Below are 14,707 nucleotides of genomic sequence, written 5' to 3'. Positions count from 1 at the left end.
TTTTTTTTGGTTAATAATGAAAAGAAACCTGTTTTGCCTTTTTTTTGCTTTTCTAATACATTCTATTGTTTTCTCGCAATGGGTACAAACTAATGGTCCAATTGGAGCTCATACAAACCAAATAGTTAAGTCTGGGATCTTTTTGGTTTTAAATGCAGGTAATGGTGGCATATTTAGATCATCTAATAATGGGGCTTCATGGGAATGGAGTGGTTGGGGTTTGCCTTGTAATGAACAAGTGCTGGCCTTGTCAGAGTACAACAGTACTTTATATGCTTCAGTTTTTAAAAACGGTATATTTTTATCCACAGACAATGGTGCGTCTTGGAAACCAATAAATGCTGGTATTGAAGATAAAACATTCTATTCATTATTTGTTGATAGAATAAATCTTTTTGCGGGTAATTCTGAGGGGGGGATGTATTATTCTGGAGATAATGGTACTACTTGGACTGATAGAAGCACAGGAGTTACCGATATGGGTTTTACAAGTTTTTTGTATTTTAATTTTAAGCTTTATGCAGGAGGTCGTTCATCTGCTCTTGATCCTTCTCGAGCACTATTTGAAACCTCTGATAACGGGTTGACATGGAAACAAGTAATCATTCCGGGTATTGGGCCTAATGGCGTTCAATCCATGATAGTAAAAGATGGATTGTTTTATGTAGCCAATGATGATACCGTTTTTATTTCAAGTGATGGGGTTATCTGGAATGCAACATCAGTTGATACAAATGCTTCTATTGTTAGCATGGGCGTAACCGGAAATTCAGTTTATTTAACAACTTCCGCAGGAAGATATTTTGTGTCACCTGATAACGGAGCAACTTGGAATTTGGTACAAAACACCTCTACCAATGCCTTTGCAAATCACGTGTTTTTTTCAAATGGTAAAATTATTATGAGCACCAATCAAGGACTATATGAGTCCTTTGATTTTGGAGCTACTTGGCTACTCAATAATACAGGAATTACCGGTTTAAAAATAGAATCTTTTGGAGAGAATGGTAACTCTTTATTTGCAGGAACAAATGACCAAGGTGTTTTTAGATCGGCTGATGGTGGACTAAATTGGGAGTTAATCAATACAGGTATCAATACATTTAATTCTTTACATGTTACGAGTATTGTAAATGTTAATGGCGATATGTATTTGGGAACAGGGGATGGGGTATACAAATCTACAAACAATGGAAATAGTTGGGATTTTATATTTAACCCTGGATTAAATATTTCAACCCATGCGTTAGATTATGATAGTGGTGTACTTGTAACAGGAGCTAGTGGCACTGGGATTTATATTTCTAAAGATTTTGGTGTGACTTGGACGTTAGTTTCAACAAATGGAATTAGTACAAATGTAGATTATGAAAGTATTGAAATCATTGGAAATACTATCATTGTAAGCACAAATAATAGCGAACTATTTATTTCTCAGGACCTAGGTGCCAGTTGGACCAACAGATCAATCCCCGGAGGGTTTTCAACAACTTCCGATTTGCAATTAATCAATAATAAATTATATGCAGCAACTAGCAGGGGTTTGTTTGTTAGTGATAACCTTGGAGTTGGTTGGAGTTTGTATAATACAGATATAAAAATGATTAATGACATCGTGATAGATGGAGACAAAATATACGCTGCAACCAATACAGGGGTTTATGTTACTAATCAGACCTTTGGAGAATGGTATCCCTTATGTGAAGGTTTAGGAATTCAAAATACAAATGAAATCTACATTAAGGATAATGTGTTGTTTGCAGGGACTTTTGCGTCTAGTGTATGGAGGCGGTTTAAGATTATTGGAGGATTGCCCCCGTTAGAGGATGAACGTACCATTGGCATTAATGATTTAATGTTATGTCCTGATAGCTCTGAAATAAACCTATTCACTTATGCTGGATTGCCTGCCAGCGCTAGAGGAGAATGGACACCTAGTTTGTCAAAGAATGGTTTTTTTACTCCGGGTTTAGATGCAGAAGGAACTTATAAGTTTGTTTACGAAAATGATTTATGTGGATGTGAAGCTTATATAAAAGTAAACGTTTCACTAGAAGGGCTTTTTGCGGGTAATGATAATGATATGACTTTGTGTACTATAAGTGAGTCAGTCAATTTATTTGAAAGCCTTGGGCCTTATGCTGATGAAGGAGGTGTTTGGACACCTGCTCTCGCAAGTGGAACAGGCGTTTTTGATCCAAAAATCGATGTTCAGGGCATATATACATACACTGTTACAAATAATGGTTGTCCCAACGATTTTTCAGAAGTAAATGTGATTGTTTCCGATGACAATGACGTTGGTATTGGTGGGGACTTTGTTCTTTGTTATTCACAGACCCCCATAAATTTATTTACACTATTAGGCGGAACACCAGATGTGGGGGGTGAATGGATTCCGAAATTAGCTGGCACATCTGGTTTATTTAATCCAGCCATAGAAAAATCTGGAACTTATACTTATTATTTTCCTGATTCAGAATGCTCACAAGATAAAGCAGAGATACAAATTACTCTGGTAACAAAGGCAAATCCTGGTATTAGTAATGGGACAGTTCAAGTATGTGTAAATAGTGGAGGTGTAGATTTATTTAACATGCTAGGTACAAACGCAGATAGTGGAGGATTTTGGAGCCCCTCGCTTGCTAGTGGTACTGGTTTTTTCAATCCTAAAATAGATGTTCCTGGAAGGTATACGTATACTGTTGAAAATGATTGTGGAATGGATCTGGCCAATATTGAAGTTTCAGTTTATGAATCCGTTAAAATGGATGACTATTCCATATCTATTGAAGCATCCGAAAACAATAGAAATACGGTTATCCTAAATGTTGATTCAACATTGCCATATGAATTTTCATTAGATGGTATTTATTTTCAAAGAGAACCTGTATTTTACAATGTTTCTGGCGGGGCTTATACACTTATTGGAAGAGAAATTGCTGGTTGTAGTTATTTTGAAGAGAAATTATTGCTTGTAGGTCATGCCAGTTTTTTTACTCCCAATGGAGATGGGGTTAATGATACTTGGTTTATAAAAGGCACTTCCAACCAAAATTATAATTTATACATATACGATCGCTACGGGAAGTTGTTAAAAAACTTAGAAACATCCCAAGCTTGGGATGGTACATTTAATGGTCTACCTTTGCCGTCTTCAGACTATTGGTTTAAATTGGTTTTTGAAGATGGAACTAGTAAAGTAGGACATTTCACTTTAAAAAGATAGATGGGTCTTTGGAGGAGCAACTAACCGTCATTGCGAGGAGTGAGCGACGTGGCAATCTCCTTAATTGGTCATTGCGAGGCACGAAGCAATCCCATGAGGATAACTACAATTATGTCAGCAATTTAAAATAAACAGATTGCTACTGTCTCCCGATAGCTATCGAGACTCTTCGCAATGATATTAAACATACAGATTACTTCATGCCATGGCGTGTCATTGGTAACGACCATGGTTATAATTGTATATCAAAATAAAATTCACCAACTTTGAAACTCAAAAAAACAAAATAACTATGAGCAAAACAAAACTTACCATAAACAGCAACGGGTCAGTAAAAATAGATGGCGATTTCGAAATAGTAGATAGCCAAGGGAATGCGTATGGATTACAAGGCAGAACGGTTTTAAGTATTTGCCGTTGTGGGCTATCAAGTAACAAACCATTTTGCGATGGCGCGCACCGCAACCATTTTGAACACGATGCCAAAGCGTTCGATTTGCCACCAATGAAAACGAGTTAAATGTTTAACTTGTCATTCCTGCGGATCCCGATAACTATCGGAAAGGAATCCACTCAATAAATAAATTGCTTCACTGCTTTCGTCATGACGTTGCTATTTGTAATCACGATAATAACGTCATTGCGAGGCACGAAGCAATCTCTCGGTGTTGATTAAAACAGCTACAACAAAAAACAATCAAATCCGTTAATAACTCCTAACAATTCCTTTATAAAGACACCTTCTAAATTCCTATTTTGCATCCCCCAATAAATAAGAATTAAATGAAAGTCTGTATTGCCGAAAAGCCCAGTGTTGCCCGCGAAATCGCTTCTGTTTTAGGAGCGAACACCAAGCGCGATGGTTATTTTGAAGGCAATGGCTATGCGGTAACTTACACGTTCGGACATTTATGCACCTTAAAAGAGCCCAACGATTATAAGCCCCATTGGAAAAGTTGGGACTTAAACAATTTACCCATGCTTCCCGAAAAGTTTGAAACCAAAGTGGTAGCGAATTCGGGGATACAAAAGCAATTCAACATTGTAAAAAGTCTGTTCGCCAAAGCTGAGGTTGTTATTAACTGTGGTGATGCGGGGCAAGAAGGGGAGCTCATCCAACGTTGGGTAATGAACGAAGCCAAATACAAAGGCGAAGTTAAACGGTTGTGGATTTCATCCTTAACTACTGAAGCCATCAAAGAAGGTTTTGAAAACCTAAAACCATCCAGCCAATACGATAATTTGTTTTACGCCGGTTTTTCCAGAGCCATTGGTGACTGGTTATTGGGCATGAACGCCACCAGATTATATACCTTAAAACACGGTGCCAATAAACAAGTATTGTCCATTGGACGAGTACAAACCCCAACCTTGGCGATGGTGGTAAACCGATTTAAGGAGATTGAAAACTTTAAACCGCAACCCTATTGGGAATTGCAAACCTTGTATAGGGACACGCTTTTTAGTTATGAAGAGGGTCGTTTTTTAGACAAGGAAGCAGGTGCCGTTTTAGCCAATAAAGTCAAGGAAAGTGATTTTGAAATTGTGTCCGTCGACAAGAAAAAAGGCAATGAATATGCGCCCAAACTATTCGATTTAACAGGCTTGCAGGTGTATTGCAATAACAAGTTCGGGTTTTCGGCAGACGATACGCTTAAAATTGTTCAAACCCTATATGAACAAAAAGTAGTGACTTATCCAAGGGTGGATACCACATTTTTACCAAATGATATTTACCCAAAAGTGTCGGGTATTTTACAAAAGCTGACCAATTATGCAACCTTAACGCAACCACTTTTAGGAAAAAAGATTAAAAAATCCCCTAAAGTGTTCAACGATAAAAAAGTCACCGATCACCATGCCATCATCCCAACAGGCATGCAAACCAATTTGCAATACAATCAGCAACAGGTATATGACATCATCGTGAGGCGTTTTATTGCGGTGTTTTATGAGGATTGCGATGTGGCAAACACCACGGTGATAGGCAAAGCCGCCGAAGTGCCTTTTAAAGCCACTGGAAAGGAAATTCTGAAAAAAGGCTGGCGTGTGGTTTTTGAGGATGCAAACTCCAAGGAGAAAGAGCCCGATATCTTACCAACGTTTGTAAAAGGTGAAATGGGACCCCACGAACCCTCGTTTTTGGAAAAGGAAACCAAACCACCCAATCAGTTTACCGAAGCCTCGTTATTGCGTGCCATGGAAACCGCGGGGAAAGAAGTGGATGATGACGAGTTACGCGATTTGATGAAGGAAAACGGTATTGGGCGACCATCTACACGAGCCAACATTATTGAAACGCTTTTTAAACGCAAGTATATTGTCAGGAACAAAAAACAAGTCTTACCAACCCAAACGGGCATTCAACTGATTGATACCATTCAGAATGATTTATTGAAATCCGCTGAACTCACAGGTTCTTGGGAAAAGCAATTAAAAGATATTGAAAAAGGCACATTTACGGCAGGCGCTTTTATCAACAACATGAAGCGTATGGTCGATGCCTTGGTTTCCGACGTGCGTCGAGAAGCGGTTCGCGCCAATATTTCGCACGCTGCTACAAGTCCAAAACAAGCGTTTAAAGAGGCGAAAACGAAAGCGACAGGCATAAGTGCCGAAACTTGCCCGAAATGCAAGCAAGCGACTTTATTAAAAGGGAAATCGGCCTACGGATGCAGTGCTTATAAGTCTGGTTGCGATTTTGTGTTGCCGTTTACCTATGCTGGCAAAAAAATATCGGAGAACCAATACATGAGATTGCTTCAAAAAGGCAGCACGGTCAATTTAAAGGATTTCAAAACCGATGCTGGAACGGTGGAAGGTTTGCTGCGTTTTGATGCTGATTTCAAATTGGTGTTAGAACCTAAGAAATCTTCCACGAAAGCGATACCTGAAACATTAGTGTGTCCGAAATGCAAAAAAGGAACCGTCATAAAAGGCAAGACCGCTTATGGGTGTAGCGACTATAAATCGGGTTGCGATTTTAGGGTGTCTTTTGAAATGGTGCGACAAAAAGTAAACGGACATACTCCGACTAAAGAGCTTGTATATAATATTTTAACCGAAAGCATTTAAAGTGATGCATAAGCATTTCATTATCTACAAACCTTACGGTTATTTGAGTCAGTTTGCCAGTAACGCTAGCAAGCAACAATCAAAGAAGTTTTTGGGTTCACTGTATGATTTTCCAGAAGGCATCATGGCAATTGGTAGGTTGGATGAAAAATCGGAAGGTCTTTTGTTATTGACTACCGATGGAAAAATGAGTGATTTTATCAACAGTCAAAAAGTAGAAAAAGAATATTATGCCTTGGTGAATGGCGACATCACGCATGAAGCTATTGAGCAACTTTCCAAAGGTGTGGAGATTGGTTTTGAAGGCAAGAAATACCAAACCAAACCTTGTAAAGTTTTTAAGTTGGAACATGCGCCCAATTTACCAGAGCGTTCTAAAAAAATACGTGATAGTAGGCACGGGCCAACTTCGTGGATTTCCATTACCTTGAAAGAAGGCAAGTTTAGACAGGTACGTAAAATGACTTCCGCAGTGGGGTTTTCAACCTTACGATTGGTTCGAGTTCGGGTAGGTAGCATTCGCCTACACAATATGCAAGTTGGAGATGTTGTTGCGGTTGATGGGTTTCTCAAATAACGTTATGGTGAACGCAGTGAGGCAATCTCATGATTAAGAACTATAATTAAAGAGACTAAGCATACCGTCATTGCGAGGCACGAAGCAATCTCACGATGTAGAACTTACGACAAACGGATTGCTTCGTCGTAGCTCCTCGTAATGACAAATATGGAATTCTTTTTAAACCTCCAGCTTTTGTAATTCCTTGTAATTCCTGTTTAAGCGTTTCAGCAGAAGGCCGTAAATAAGCTTGTAAAACAGCCAAATAACAAGTATGAAAAGACTAGCAAAGCCAAATAAAATTAAATACATGACAGTCCTTTCCGTAGCGCCAAAACTCGCCATGCTTTTTGCTGTTTCTGGGTCGTTATGCAGCGCGTAGTAAAAGCCAATAATTAAGGAAATACCACCAAATATTAAGTTGTATAATACATAATATTTAATTACTCGGCGGGTTTTTATAATGTTTTCCATTAACTTTTTGGCACTGTCCGTAACAGAAATTGTTTTATGGGATTTAAATAATAAGTAAATAAATAGGATGGTAATGCCAAAACTAAATAGGGTCATAATTGTGAAAAGATGTTCGCTATCGTATATTTTGTCTAGCCTCTCTTTATAACTGTCTGAACAAACATAGGGAATGGCGCTCACTAAGATCCAAAATACAAGTTCGGCTATGCTGATATAAAATAGGGTCTTGACTATAGAAGACGATTTTTTATGCAGCATAGGATAAATATCGTTAACCGATAATTTTTTATATTCTGACTGTTTATTCCAGTCTTTTTTTAATAGCTCTAATTCATCCATAAAATTAAGGATTTAATATAGTTTTAAGTTTTGTTTTAATCCTGTTCATTTTCACTCGGGCATTCACTTCGCTTATCCCCATGGTTTCACTAATCTCACTATAGTCTTTGTCTTCTAGGTATAAAAAAACCAGTGCTTTGTCAATGTCATTTAATTGATGTAAGGCATTGTATAATGTTTTAAGTTGTTGTTCTTCGGTATCGTCATAGTCCTCTGCTTTCATCCTGAATTCAACACCATCAAATTCTTGGGTACTAATGCTGCGTTTAGATTTTCTGTAAAGTGTGATGGCGGTGTTTAAACCTACTCGATACATCCAGGTGCTAAACTTCGCGTCGCCCCTAAATTTTGGGTACGCCTTCCAAAGTTGAATGGTGATTTCTTGAAATAAATCATTATGGGCATCATAATTATTGGTGTACAAACGGCACACTTTATGGATGATATTTTGATGCTTTTCAAGCAATTCAACAAAGCTATGTTCTAGTTCTTTATTCAATGTTTTGGTATGGTTATAATATTAGTATTCTAATTGTTTTAAATGTTACAAATGGGAGTGGAGTTATTGAAAAAAATCATTTTTTTATAGTTTAAATTTGAAGCTTGTAGACTTCCTTTTTCAATGTATTTGGTGAAATATCCAGTTGATTTCTGTTATATTTGACATGTTTGTGATTATTTCAAAAAATATAAACTAAGACTTTATATAAAACTATTAAAATACTGATAACATGAATTTTAATAGTATGTCATAGATAAAATCTATATAGTGTTATTTAGTGTAATTTCAATCAAAAATGTAAGTTTTTATTTGCTAATATAGCAAAAATATTTTTACTGTAAATGAAGTTATTAAAACTAAGAAAAGTTTATAAAAGACACTTGTTTAGCTGATTTTTTTTAAGGTTTTTTTTTATTGATTTTTGGCAGGATAAAAACAGTGGCTTTAACTTTAAGTACTATTTAAATGTAAAAATGTAATTTGGTTATTGGGTCTAAAAAAGACCTATAAATGTATAATAGGGATGTAAAAAAGAAATGGTCAATTGATTTATTATCTATCACTACCTTCTTCTTTTTTTCCTTCCTCAATCATTTCATTTGCTTCCTGTAAATCCTCGCTATCCAAGTTTTCTTCATTTGTTTCTTTTTTGTTCATTTTAGAATCAATAAAAAAACGACAGTATAGGGGCAAGTGGTCTGACCCAATATTTTCTAGGGTCTTAAATTCTTCAATAAAAATACTATTGGAATGAAAAAGCAAATCAATTGGAAATCGTAATAGCTTGTAATTAGCATGGTACGTGGAGAAAAAGCCTCTCCCGATACGAGGATCTATTAATCCCGATATTTTTTTAAATAATTTGCTCGATTTAGACCAAGCAACATTATTAAAATCACCCACTACAATTACGGGATTGTTGTACTCCTTGACTTTTTTTCCAATCATTATAATTTCACCATCCCGCTCTTTGGAAGTGTCTTCTTCAGTTGGGCTGGGAGGTGGCGGATGTGTGCCAAAAAACGTGAGTTTTTCATTGTTGTCAGTCGTTAAATTGGCCTCGATGGAAGGTAGGTCGTCTGCCATAAAATAATTCACCTTACAATCATCGACCTTTATTTTAGAGTAAAAGTGAATGCCGTATGTATTTTCTAATGCTACTTTTTTTCGATATGGATATTGGGTGTCTAAAACGGACATAGCCTGTTCCCAATCTGAATTCGATTCCATGGTTAAAAATATGTCTGGTTTCAATTCATTAACCAAAGAAATGAATTTTAGATACTCCTTATTGTATTGATATACATTGAACGACAGGACGGATATTGATTTATCACTTTTTCGTGTTTTAGCATTCCGAAACAGATTTTTGAAGGGTACATAAGGCATCAATATCACGGCGTGATTCATTATGAAAATAAACAAAAGAATTTCAGTTATTAATATATGGATTGGCAGTAGATTATATATTAATATTCCAAAAATTAGAGTGACAATTTGTGTAATTAAGATTTGCATTCTAGCAAATTCACATATTCTAAATATCCAATATTGATGGGATATAAATGGAAGTATCGATGCTATAATAAGTATGGTTGAAAATAAAAAGTAGAATATAATCCAAATCATTTAGCTAAGATAGGTGATGTTTTTAAATAAACCCTAAAGAAAATATAAACATCAAATCACTGAACAATGAGTTTTTTATTCATTTTATAGAAGGAGCTATTTAAATTGTCAGTCCGTGAAAAGGTGAATCTTTCTAAAGAAAAACAAAATATTTCTTTATTTTTGCATCTTTGTTTATAAGAGCAAGGTTAGTTAAAATTTCAAGAAATATTATGTTTAATAATTTAAGTGAAAAGTTAGATAAAGCGTTACATGTTTTAAAAGGACATGGTAGCATTACAGAGGTAAATGTTGCAGAAACACTTAAAGAAGTACGTCGCGCTTTATTGGATGCTGACGTTAATTTTAAAATAGCAAAAGATTTTACCACCACGGTTAAAGAAAAGGCTTTAGGGCAAAACGTATTAACAACGTTACAGCCTGGGCAATTAATGGTTAAGATTGTAAAAGACGAACTTACCGAGCTAATGGGTGGCGATGCTGAAGGTATTAATTTGTCTGGAACGCCAAGTGTTATTTTAATGTCCGGTTTGCAAGGTTCTGGTAAAACAACCTTTTCTGGTAAACTAGCTAACTATCTTAAAACAAAAAAATCCAAAAAACCATTGTTGGTTGCATGTGACGTATACCGTCCAGCGGCGATAGACCAATTGCATATTGTTGGGGAACAAGTTGGTGTTGAGGTTTTTAGTGATAAAGGAAATACAAATCCAGTAGCCATTGCGCAAGCGGGTATTGCCCATGCGAAAGCAAATGGTTATAATGTGGTGATTATAGATACCGCAGGTCGTTTAGCTGTTGATGAAGTGATGATGACCGAAATATCAAATATCCATAAAGCCATTAAGCCACAGGAAACCTTGTTTGTGGTGGATGCCATGACAGGACAAGATGCCGTTAACACCGCAAAAGCGTTTAACGATGTATTGAATTTTGATGGTGTTATTCTTACCAAATTAGATGGTGATACTAGAGGTGGAGCGGCTATTTCGATTAAATCGGTTGTTAATAAACCCATTAAGTTTATTGGTACAGGTGAGAAAATGGAAGCGATTGATGTGTTCTATCCGTCGCGTATGGCCGATCGTATTTTGGGAATGGGAGATGTAGTGTCCCTTGTAGAACGTGCCCAAGAACAATTTGATGAAGAAGAGGCTAGAAAACTTCAAAAGAAGATTGCTAAAAATCAGTTTGGATTTGACGATTTCTTGAAACAGATTCAGCAAATCAAGAAAATGGGAAATATGAAAGATTTGGTTGGCATGATTCCCGGCGCTGGAAAAATGATGAAAGATGTCGATATTGATGATAATGCGTTTAAAGGTATTGAAGCCATCATTCATTCCATGACGCCTAAAGAACGTAGCAACCCAGCTATTATTAATGCTAGCAGAAAAAAGCGTATTGGAGATGGTTCTGGAACGTCTGTACAGCAAGTGAATCAACTTTTAAAGCAGTTTGAACAAATGAGCAAAATGATGAAAATGATGCAAGGCGGCGGTGGCAAACAGATGATGCAGATGATGAAGAATATGCGCTAGGTTAGTTTACAGTTTCAGTCTCAGTTTTTAGTAATAAAATTTATTTTATGGATTTCAAAAAACTATTAGCTTACCAAAAATCTTTTGAATTGGCTATGTTTGTTTTTGAAATTTCTAAATCCTTTCCAAAGGAAGAAACATATTCTTTAACAGATCAAATTAGAAGAAGTTCTAGGTCGGTTTCTGCTAACATAGCGGAAGCATATAGAAAAAGAATATATCCAAAGCATTTTATAAGTAAGCTAACTGATGCAGATGGGGAAAATTCTGAAACTAGCACATGGTTAGATTTTGCCTAAGCCTGTAATTATATAGATAAAGAAAAGCATTTAAAGTTTTCCGAACAAAGTATTGAAGTTGGTAAACTTATAAATTATATGATTAACAATCCAAGCAAGTTCGGAGTAAATTCAGTGAACGAATAAGTAAACTGGGACTGCCACTGCGACTGAAAACTATTTATATGATAATTTTAGACGGTAAAAAAGTTAGTAATGACATAAAAGATGAAATCGCTGAACATGTAGAAGCGATGGTTTTTAATGGCCAAAAAGTACCGCATTTGGCTGCCATTTTGGTGGGTACAGATGGTGCGAGTATGACGTATGTGAATGCCAAAGTGAAGGCTTGCGAGAAAATTGGTTTCAAATCCACGTTGATTGATTTGCCTGAATATACCTCTGAAAAAGAATTGTTGGCAAAAATAAATGAATTGAATACCAATGATGATATCGATGGATTTATTGTTCAATTGCCTTTACCAACGCATATAGATGAACAAAAAGTTTTAATGGCCGTTCATCCTGATAAAGATGTTGATGGATTTCATCCCACAAATGTTGGGAAAATGGCTTTAGATTTGCCTACTTTCTTACCAGCAACACCTTATGGCATTCTTGAATTGTTGGAACGTTATCAAGTAGAAACTTCTGGAAAAAATGTCGTTGTTATGGGAAGAAGCCATATTGTTGGTCGACCCATGAGTATTTTAATGAGTCAGAAACGAAAGGCAGGAGACGCCACCGTAACGGTTGTTCACAGTCGTACAAAAAACTTGGCAGGGATTACGAAGCAAGCGGATATTATTGTAGCCGCAATTGGTATTTCAGAGTTCTTAACGGGCGATATGGTTAAGGATGATGTTGTTATTATTGATGTAGGTATTACACGCGTTCCCGATGCAACAAAATCAACTGGTTACAGATTGGCAGGTGACGTCGATTTTGAAAGCGTTAGTAAAAAAGCGAGTTATATAACCCCGGTTCCCGGTGGTGTTGGCCCCATGACGATTGCCATGCTATTAAAAAACACACTATTAGCTTGCGAGAGACGTAGCTCTAACTAATGGTTAATTCGTTTTCTATACTTATTGATAAAAATTTCAGCTAAATTTTTATATAAGATTAATTCCCTGGTTCATCCTTTCTATATTTTAGCATAGATACGCCGGCGATAAAAAAAACACCCCCTAATATAGTTAATGCCCAAGGGCTAAGTGCTACAACGTTATTTCCAAAAATACCTAAAACACCTAAAATTAAGGCTGTCATACCTCCAACAGTTAAAATCAATGCCAATATTCGTATCATAATTTCAAATTTATTTTGATGCTAAGATAGAGCTAAAAAGGGTACGATGAACGTTATAAAATGAAGCGCACGCGTTTTAAATTACTAATATTAAGTTGTCCATTTGTTTGGTAGTTTCTATTAATTTCGGCGAACTGTATTAGGTTTATACTCTTTAGTTGAATCACTAATCAGTCTGTTTAATTCGCTAAATTCTTCATTAGTCAATTCTCGGTATTCGCCAACGGGCATATCCATTTTAATGTTCATGATACGAACCCGTTTCAGTGTTTCAACTTCATAATTTAAATATTCACACATCCTGCGAATTTGTCTGTTTAAACCTTGGGTCAATATAATTTTAAATTCGTATGTGCTCAATTTTTCAACAACACATTTTTTGGTGACCCTATCCAAATCTTCCAAAGGGATACCGCCAGCCATACGATCAACAAACGTTTGCGAAATGGGTTTGTCTACTTTCACGATGTATTCCTTTTCATGATTATTACTGGCACGAAGAATTTTATTTACAATATCACCATCATCAGTTAAAAGTATTAAGCCTTCACTTGGTTTATCTAATCGGCCGATTGGAAAAATGCGTTTTGGATACTTAATAAAATCAATAATATTATCCTTTTCAACACTGGTATCGGTGGTGCAAACAATGCCTACGGGTTTATTAAAAGCTAAATAAACAAACGATTGGTTTGTATTGCTTATTTCTTTTCCATCAACATGAACAACATCATTAGGAGCCACTTTTGTGCCCATTTCTGGAATGATACCGTTAATGGTTACGCGTCCAGCTTCTATAAGTTTATCGGCTTCCCTACGGGAGCAATAGCCTACCTCACTTAAATATTTATTGATTCGTTTTAATTCTGCTTCCATAGCCCAAAAATACAATAAACTATTGGTTGATGAAGTCTAAAATGTGTGCATTAATTTCCTTGGATTTTAAACCGTGGCCCAAACCAGAGGTTGATATAAGTATTGAATTTTTATAATGTTTTTGGTAATCTAAAGCATCGCTATAAGGAATAATCTTGTCCTCTTTATCGTGAATGACGAGTCCTTTGGAATGGATGTTTTCTGAAAAATTACTAATGTGATAATAACTTGGTAGACGTCCGAAGCGGTTAAATACCCATTCGTCAATGCCATTAGAAACCTTATTGTTATAACGCATCATACTTTTATAACGCTTAAAAATACCTGTAAAGTTTGAAGGCGCTCCCAATAAAACCAATTTTTTAACCGAAGGTAAATTGTATTTGTGCATGGAAATTACAGTCGCTATGCCGCCAACAGAATGACCAATAATAATAGTTGGATTTATTGTTTTAGCAATCTCATGAATACATTCCGAATATAGCACGGCATTAAATAATACGCCTCCAGAATTACCATGTGCAGGAGCATCCAAAGCGATGATATTATAATCGAGGGCTTTTAAAAGTTCAATTAATTTTTTCCATCTGGAGGTGTTGCTTTCCCAGCCATGAACTAATAGAATGGTTTCCTTTTTTCCTGCCCATTGATAGGTCATGATGTTTAGATCTTGATACCATAATTCTTTTTGGATGGAGCTGCTAAGAAATTCAGTGTCCATTTTTTTAGCGTTTCCTTTTTGGGGTCTGGAAAACAGTTGAAAAGCCAAATGGACAGCAAATGGCGTTGAAATATGGCTGATAAAGTTTATGGACGAGCCAATAATTTTTGGGAGGTACTTATTCATTTTAAAAATTTCTCTATTTACCGAACACCCTCGTAAAGTGTTTTGTA

The 14,707-nt window shown here is 36.2% G+C and carries 12 protein-coding genes and 1 pseudogene; 7 read left to right on the top strand and 6 right to left on the bottom strand.

What is annotated here, in order from left to right:
* The first annotated feature begins 16 nt into the window (after nucleotides 1–16).
* The 4 genes from CDH49_RS07840 to CDH49_RS07825 all read left to right on the top strand — a co-directional run bounded on the left by CDH49_RS07840 (nucleotide 17) and on the right by CDH49_RS07825 (nucleotide 6,881).
* Nucleotides 17–3,229 carry a T9SS type B sorting domain-containing protein gene (locus CDH49_RS07840; protein WP_100614966.1) on the top strand — a complete coding sequence of 1,071 codons (3,213 nt, stop codon included), beginning with the start codon at nucleotides 17–19 and terminating at the stop codon, nucleotides 3,227–3,229.
* Nucleotides 3,230–3,521: 292 nt separating this feature from the next.
* Entirely contained in the window at nucleotides 3,522–3,749 is a 228-nt protein-coding gene (locus CDH49_RS07835) for a CDGSH iron-sulfur domain-containing protein (protein ID WP_100614965.1), read from the top strand.
* A gap of 263 nt (nucleotides 3,750–4,012) precedes the next feature.
* On the top strand, nucleotides 4,013–6,304 hold the full coding sequence (locus CDH49_RS07830; RefSeq protein WP_100614964.1) for a type IA DNA topoisomerase: 2,292 nt from the start codon (nucleotides 4,013–4,015) through the stop codon (nucleotides 6,302–6,304).
* A gap of 4 nt (nucleotides 6,305–6,308) precedes the next feature.
* Complete coding sequence (locus CDH49_RS07825; RefSeq protein WP_100614963.1) at nucleotides 6,309–6,881, top strand: pseudouridine synthase; 573 nt, start codon at nucleotides 6,309–6,311, stop codon at nucleotides 6,879–6,881.
* A 162-nt stretch (nucleotides 6,882–7,043) separates the two neighbouring features.
* On the opposite strand, the gene CDH49_RS07820 is transcribed toward CDH49_RS07825, so the two are convergent.
* The 3 genes from CDH49_RS07820 to CDH49_RS07810 form a co-directional block, all read right to left on the bottom strand.
* Nucleotides 7,044–7,676 (bottom strand): hypothetical protein, encoded by a 633-nt coding sequence (locus CDH49_RS07820; RefSeq protein ID WP_100614962.1) that lies wholly within the window; start codon nucleotides 7,674–7,676, stop codon nucleotides 7,044–7,046.
* A gap of 4 nt (nucleotides 7,677–7,680) precedes the next feature.
* The gene (locus tag CDH49_RS07815; protein WP_100614961.1) at nucleotides 7,681–8,175 is read right to left on the bottom strand and encodes an RNA polymerase sigma factor; all 495 of its coding nucleotides are present in this window, start codon (nucleotides 8,173–8,175) and stop codon (nucleotides 7,681–7,683) included.
* Between the two features lie 555 nt (nucleotides 8,176–8,730).
* On the bottom strand, nucleotides 8,731–9,588 hold the full coding sequence (locus tag CDH49_RS07810) for an endonuclease/exonuclease/phosphatase family protein (RefSeq protein ID WP_239970614.1): 858 nt from the start codon (nucleotides 9,586–9,588) through the stop codon (nucleotides 8,731–8,733).
* A gap of 431 nt (nucleotides 9,589–10,019) precedes the next feature.
* Here CDH49_RS07810 and ffh point away from each other — a divergent pair, with 431 nt between their 5' ends.
* The 3 genes and pseudogenes from ffh to folD all read left to right on the top strand — a co-directional run bounded on the left by ffh (nucleotide 10,020) and on the right by folD (nucleotide 12,693).
* A complete protein-coding gene (gene ffh, locus CDH49_RS07805) occupies nucleotides 10,020–11,348 on the top strand; it encodes a signal recognition particle protein (RefSeq protein WP_100614960.1) in 1,329 nt (442 codons plus the stop codon).
* A 47-nt stretch (nucleotides 11,349–11,395) separates the two neighbouring features.
* Nucleotides 11,396–11,773 (top strand): annotated as a pseudogene (locus CDH49_RS07800) (four helix bundle protein).
* 38 nt (nucleotides 11,774–11,811) lie between these two features.
* Nucleotides 11,812–12,693 (top strand): bifunctional methylenetetrahydrofolate dehydrogenase/methenyltetrahydrofolate cyclohydrolase FolD, encoded by an 882-nt coding sequence (folD, locus tag CDH49_RS07795; RefSeq protein WP_100614959.1) that lies wholly within the window; start codon nucleotides 11,812–11,814, stop codon nucleotides 12,691–12,693.
* A 58-nt stretch (nucleotides 12,694–12,751) separates the two neighbouring features.
* On the opposite strand, the gene CDH49_RS07790 is transcribed toward folD, so the two are convergent.
* From CDH49_RS07790 to CDH49_RS07780, 3 genes are all read right to left on the bottom strand, one after another.
* Nucleotides 12,752–12,937: a hypothetical protein gene (locus CDH49_RS07790; protein ID WP_100614958.1), complete on the bottom strand. Its 186-nt coding sequence runs from the start codon at nucleotides 12,935–12,937 to the stop codon at nucleotides 12,752–12,754.
* Between the two features lie 120 nt (nucleotides 12,938–13,057).
* Nucleotides 13,058–13,813 (bottom strand): 23S rRNA pseudouridine(2604) synthase RluF, encoded by a 756-nt coding sequence (rluF, locus tag CDH49_RS07785; RefSeq protein ID WP_100614957.1) that lies wholly within the window; start codon nucleotides 13,811–13,813, stop codon nucleotides 13,058–13,060.
* Nucleotides 13,814–13,832: 19 nt separating this feature from the next.
* Nucleotides 13,833–14,660 carry an alpha/beta fold hydrolase gene (locus CDH49_RS07780; RefSeq protein WP_100614956.1) on the bottom strand — a complete coding sequence of 276 codons (828 nt, stop codon included), beginning with the start codon at nucleotides 14,658–14,660 and terminating at the stop codon, nucleotides 13,833–13,835.
* Nucleotides 14,661–14,707 lie beyond the last annotated feature (47 nt).

Origin of the sequence: Confluentibacter citreus, from assembly GCF_002807055.1 — a bacterium.
Classification (GTDB): domain Bacteria; phylum Bacteroidota; class Bacteroidia; order Flavobacteriales; family Flavobacteriaceae; genus Confluentibacter; species Confluentibacter citreus.
This window is presented reverse-complemented; position numbering and strand designations above follow the sequence as displayed.

Bases quoted from the DNA above. Each gene is read 5' to 3' on its own strand.
- CDH49_RS07840 (WP_100614966.1), top strand. From the start codon at position 17: ATGAAAAGAAACCTGTTTTGCCTTTTTTTTGCTTTTCTAATACATTCT.
- CDH49_RS07835 (WP_100614965.1), top strand. From the start codon at position 3,522: ATGAGCAAAACAAAACTTACCATAAACAGCAACGGGTCAGTAAAAATA.
- CDH49_RS07830 (WP_100614964.1), top strand. From the start codon at position 4,013: ATGAAAGTCTGTATTGCCGAAAAGCCCAGTGTTGCCCGCGAAATCGCT.
- CDH49_RS07825 (WP_100614963.1), top strand. From the start codon at position 6,309: ATGCATAAGCATTTCATTATCTACAAACCTTACGGTTATTTGAGTCAG.
- CDH49_RS07820 (WP_100614962.1), bottom strand. From the start codon at position 7,676: ATGGATGAATTAGAGCTATTAAAAAAAGACTGGAATAAACAGTCAGAA.
- CDH49_RS07810 (WP_239970614.1), bottom strand. From the start codon at position 9,588: ATGAATCACGCCGTGATATTGATGCCTTATGTACCCTTCAAAAATCTG.
- ffh (WP_100614960.1), top strand. From the start codon at position 10,020: ATGTTTAATAATTTAAGTGAAAAGTTAGATAAAGCGTTACATGTTTTA.
- folD (WP_100614959.1), top strand. From the start codon at position 11,812: ATGATAATTTTAGACGGTAAAAAAGTTAGTAATGACATAAAAGATGAA.
- CDH49_RS07790 (WP_100614958.1), bottom strand. From the start codon at position 12,937: ATGATACGAATATTGGCATTGATTTTAACTGTTGGAGGTATGACAGCC.
- rluF (WP_100614957.1), bottom strand. From the start codon at position 13,813: ATGGAAGCAGAATTAAAACGAATCAATAAATATTTAAGTGAGGTAGGC.
- CDH49_RS07780 (WP_100614956.1), bottom strand. From the start codon at position 14,660: ATGAATAAGTACCTCCCAAAAATTATTGGCTCGTCCATAAACTTTATC.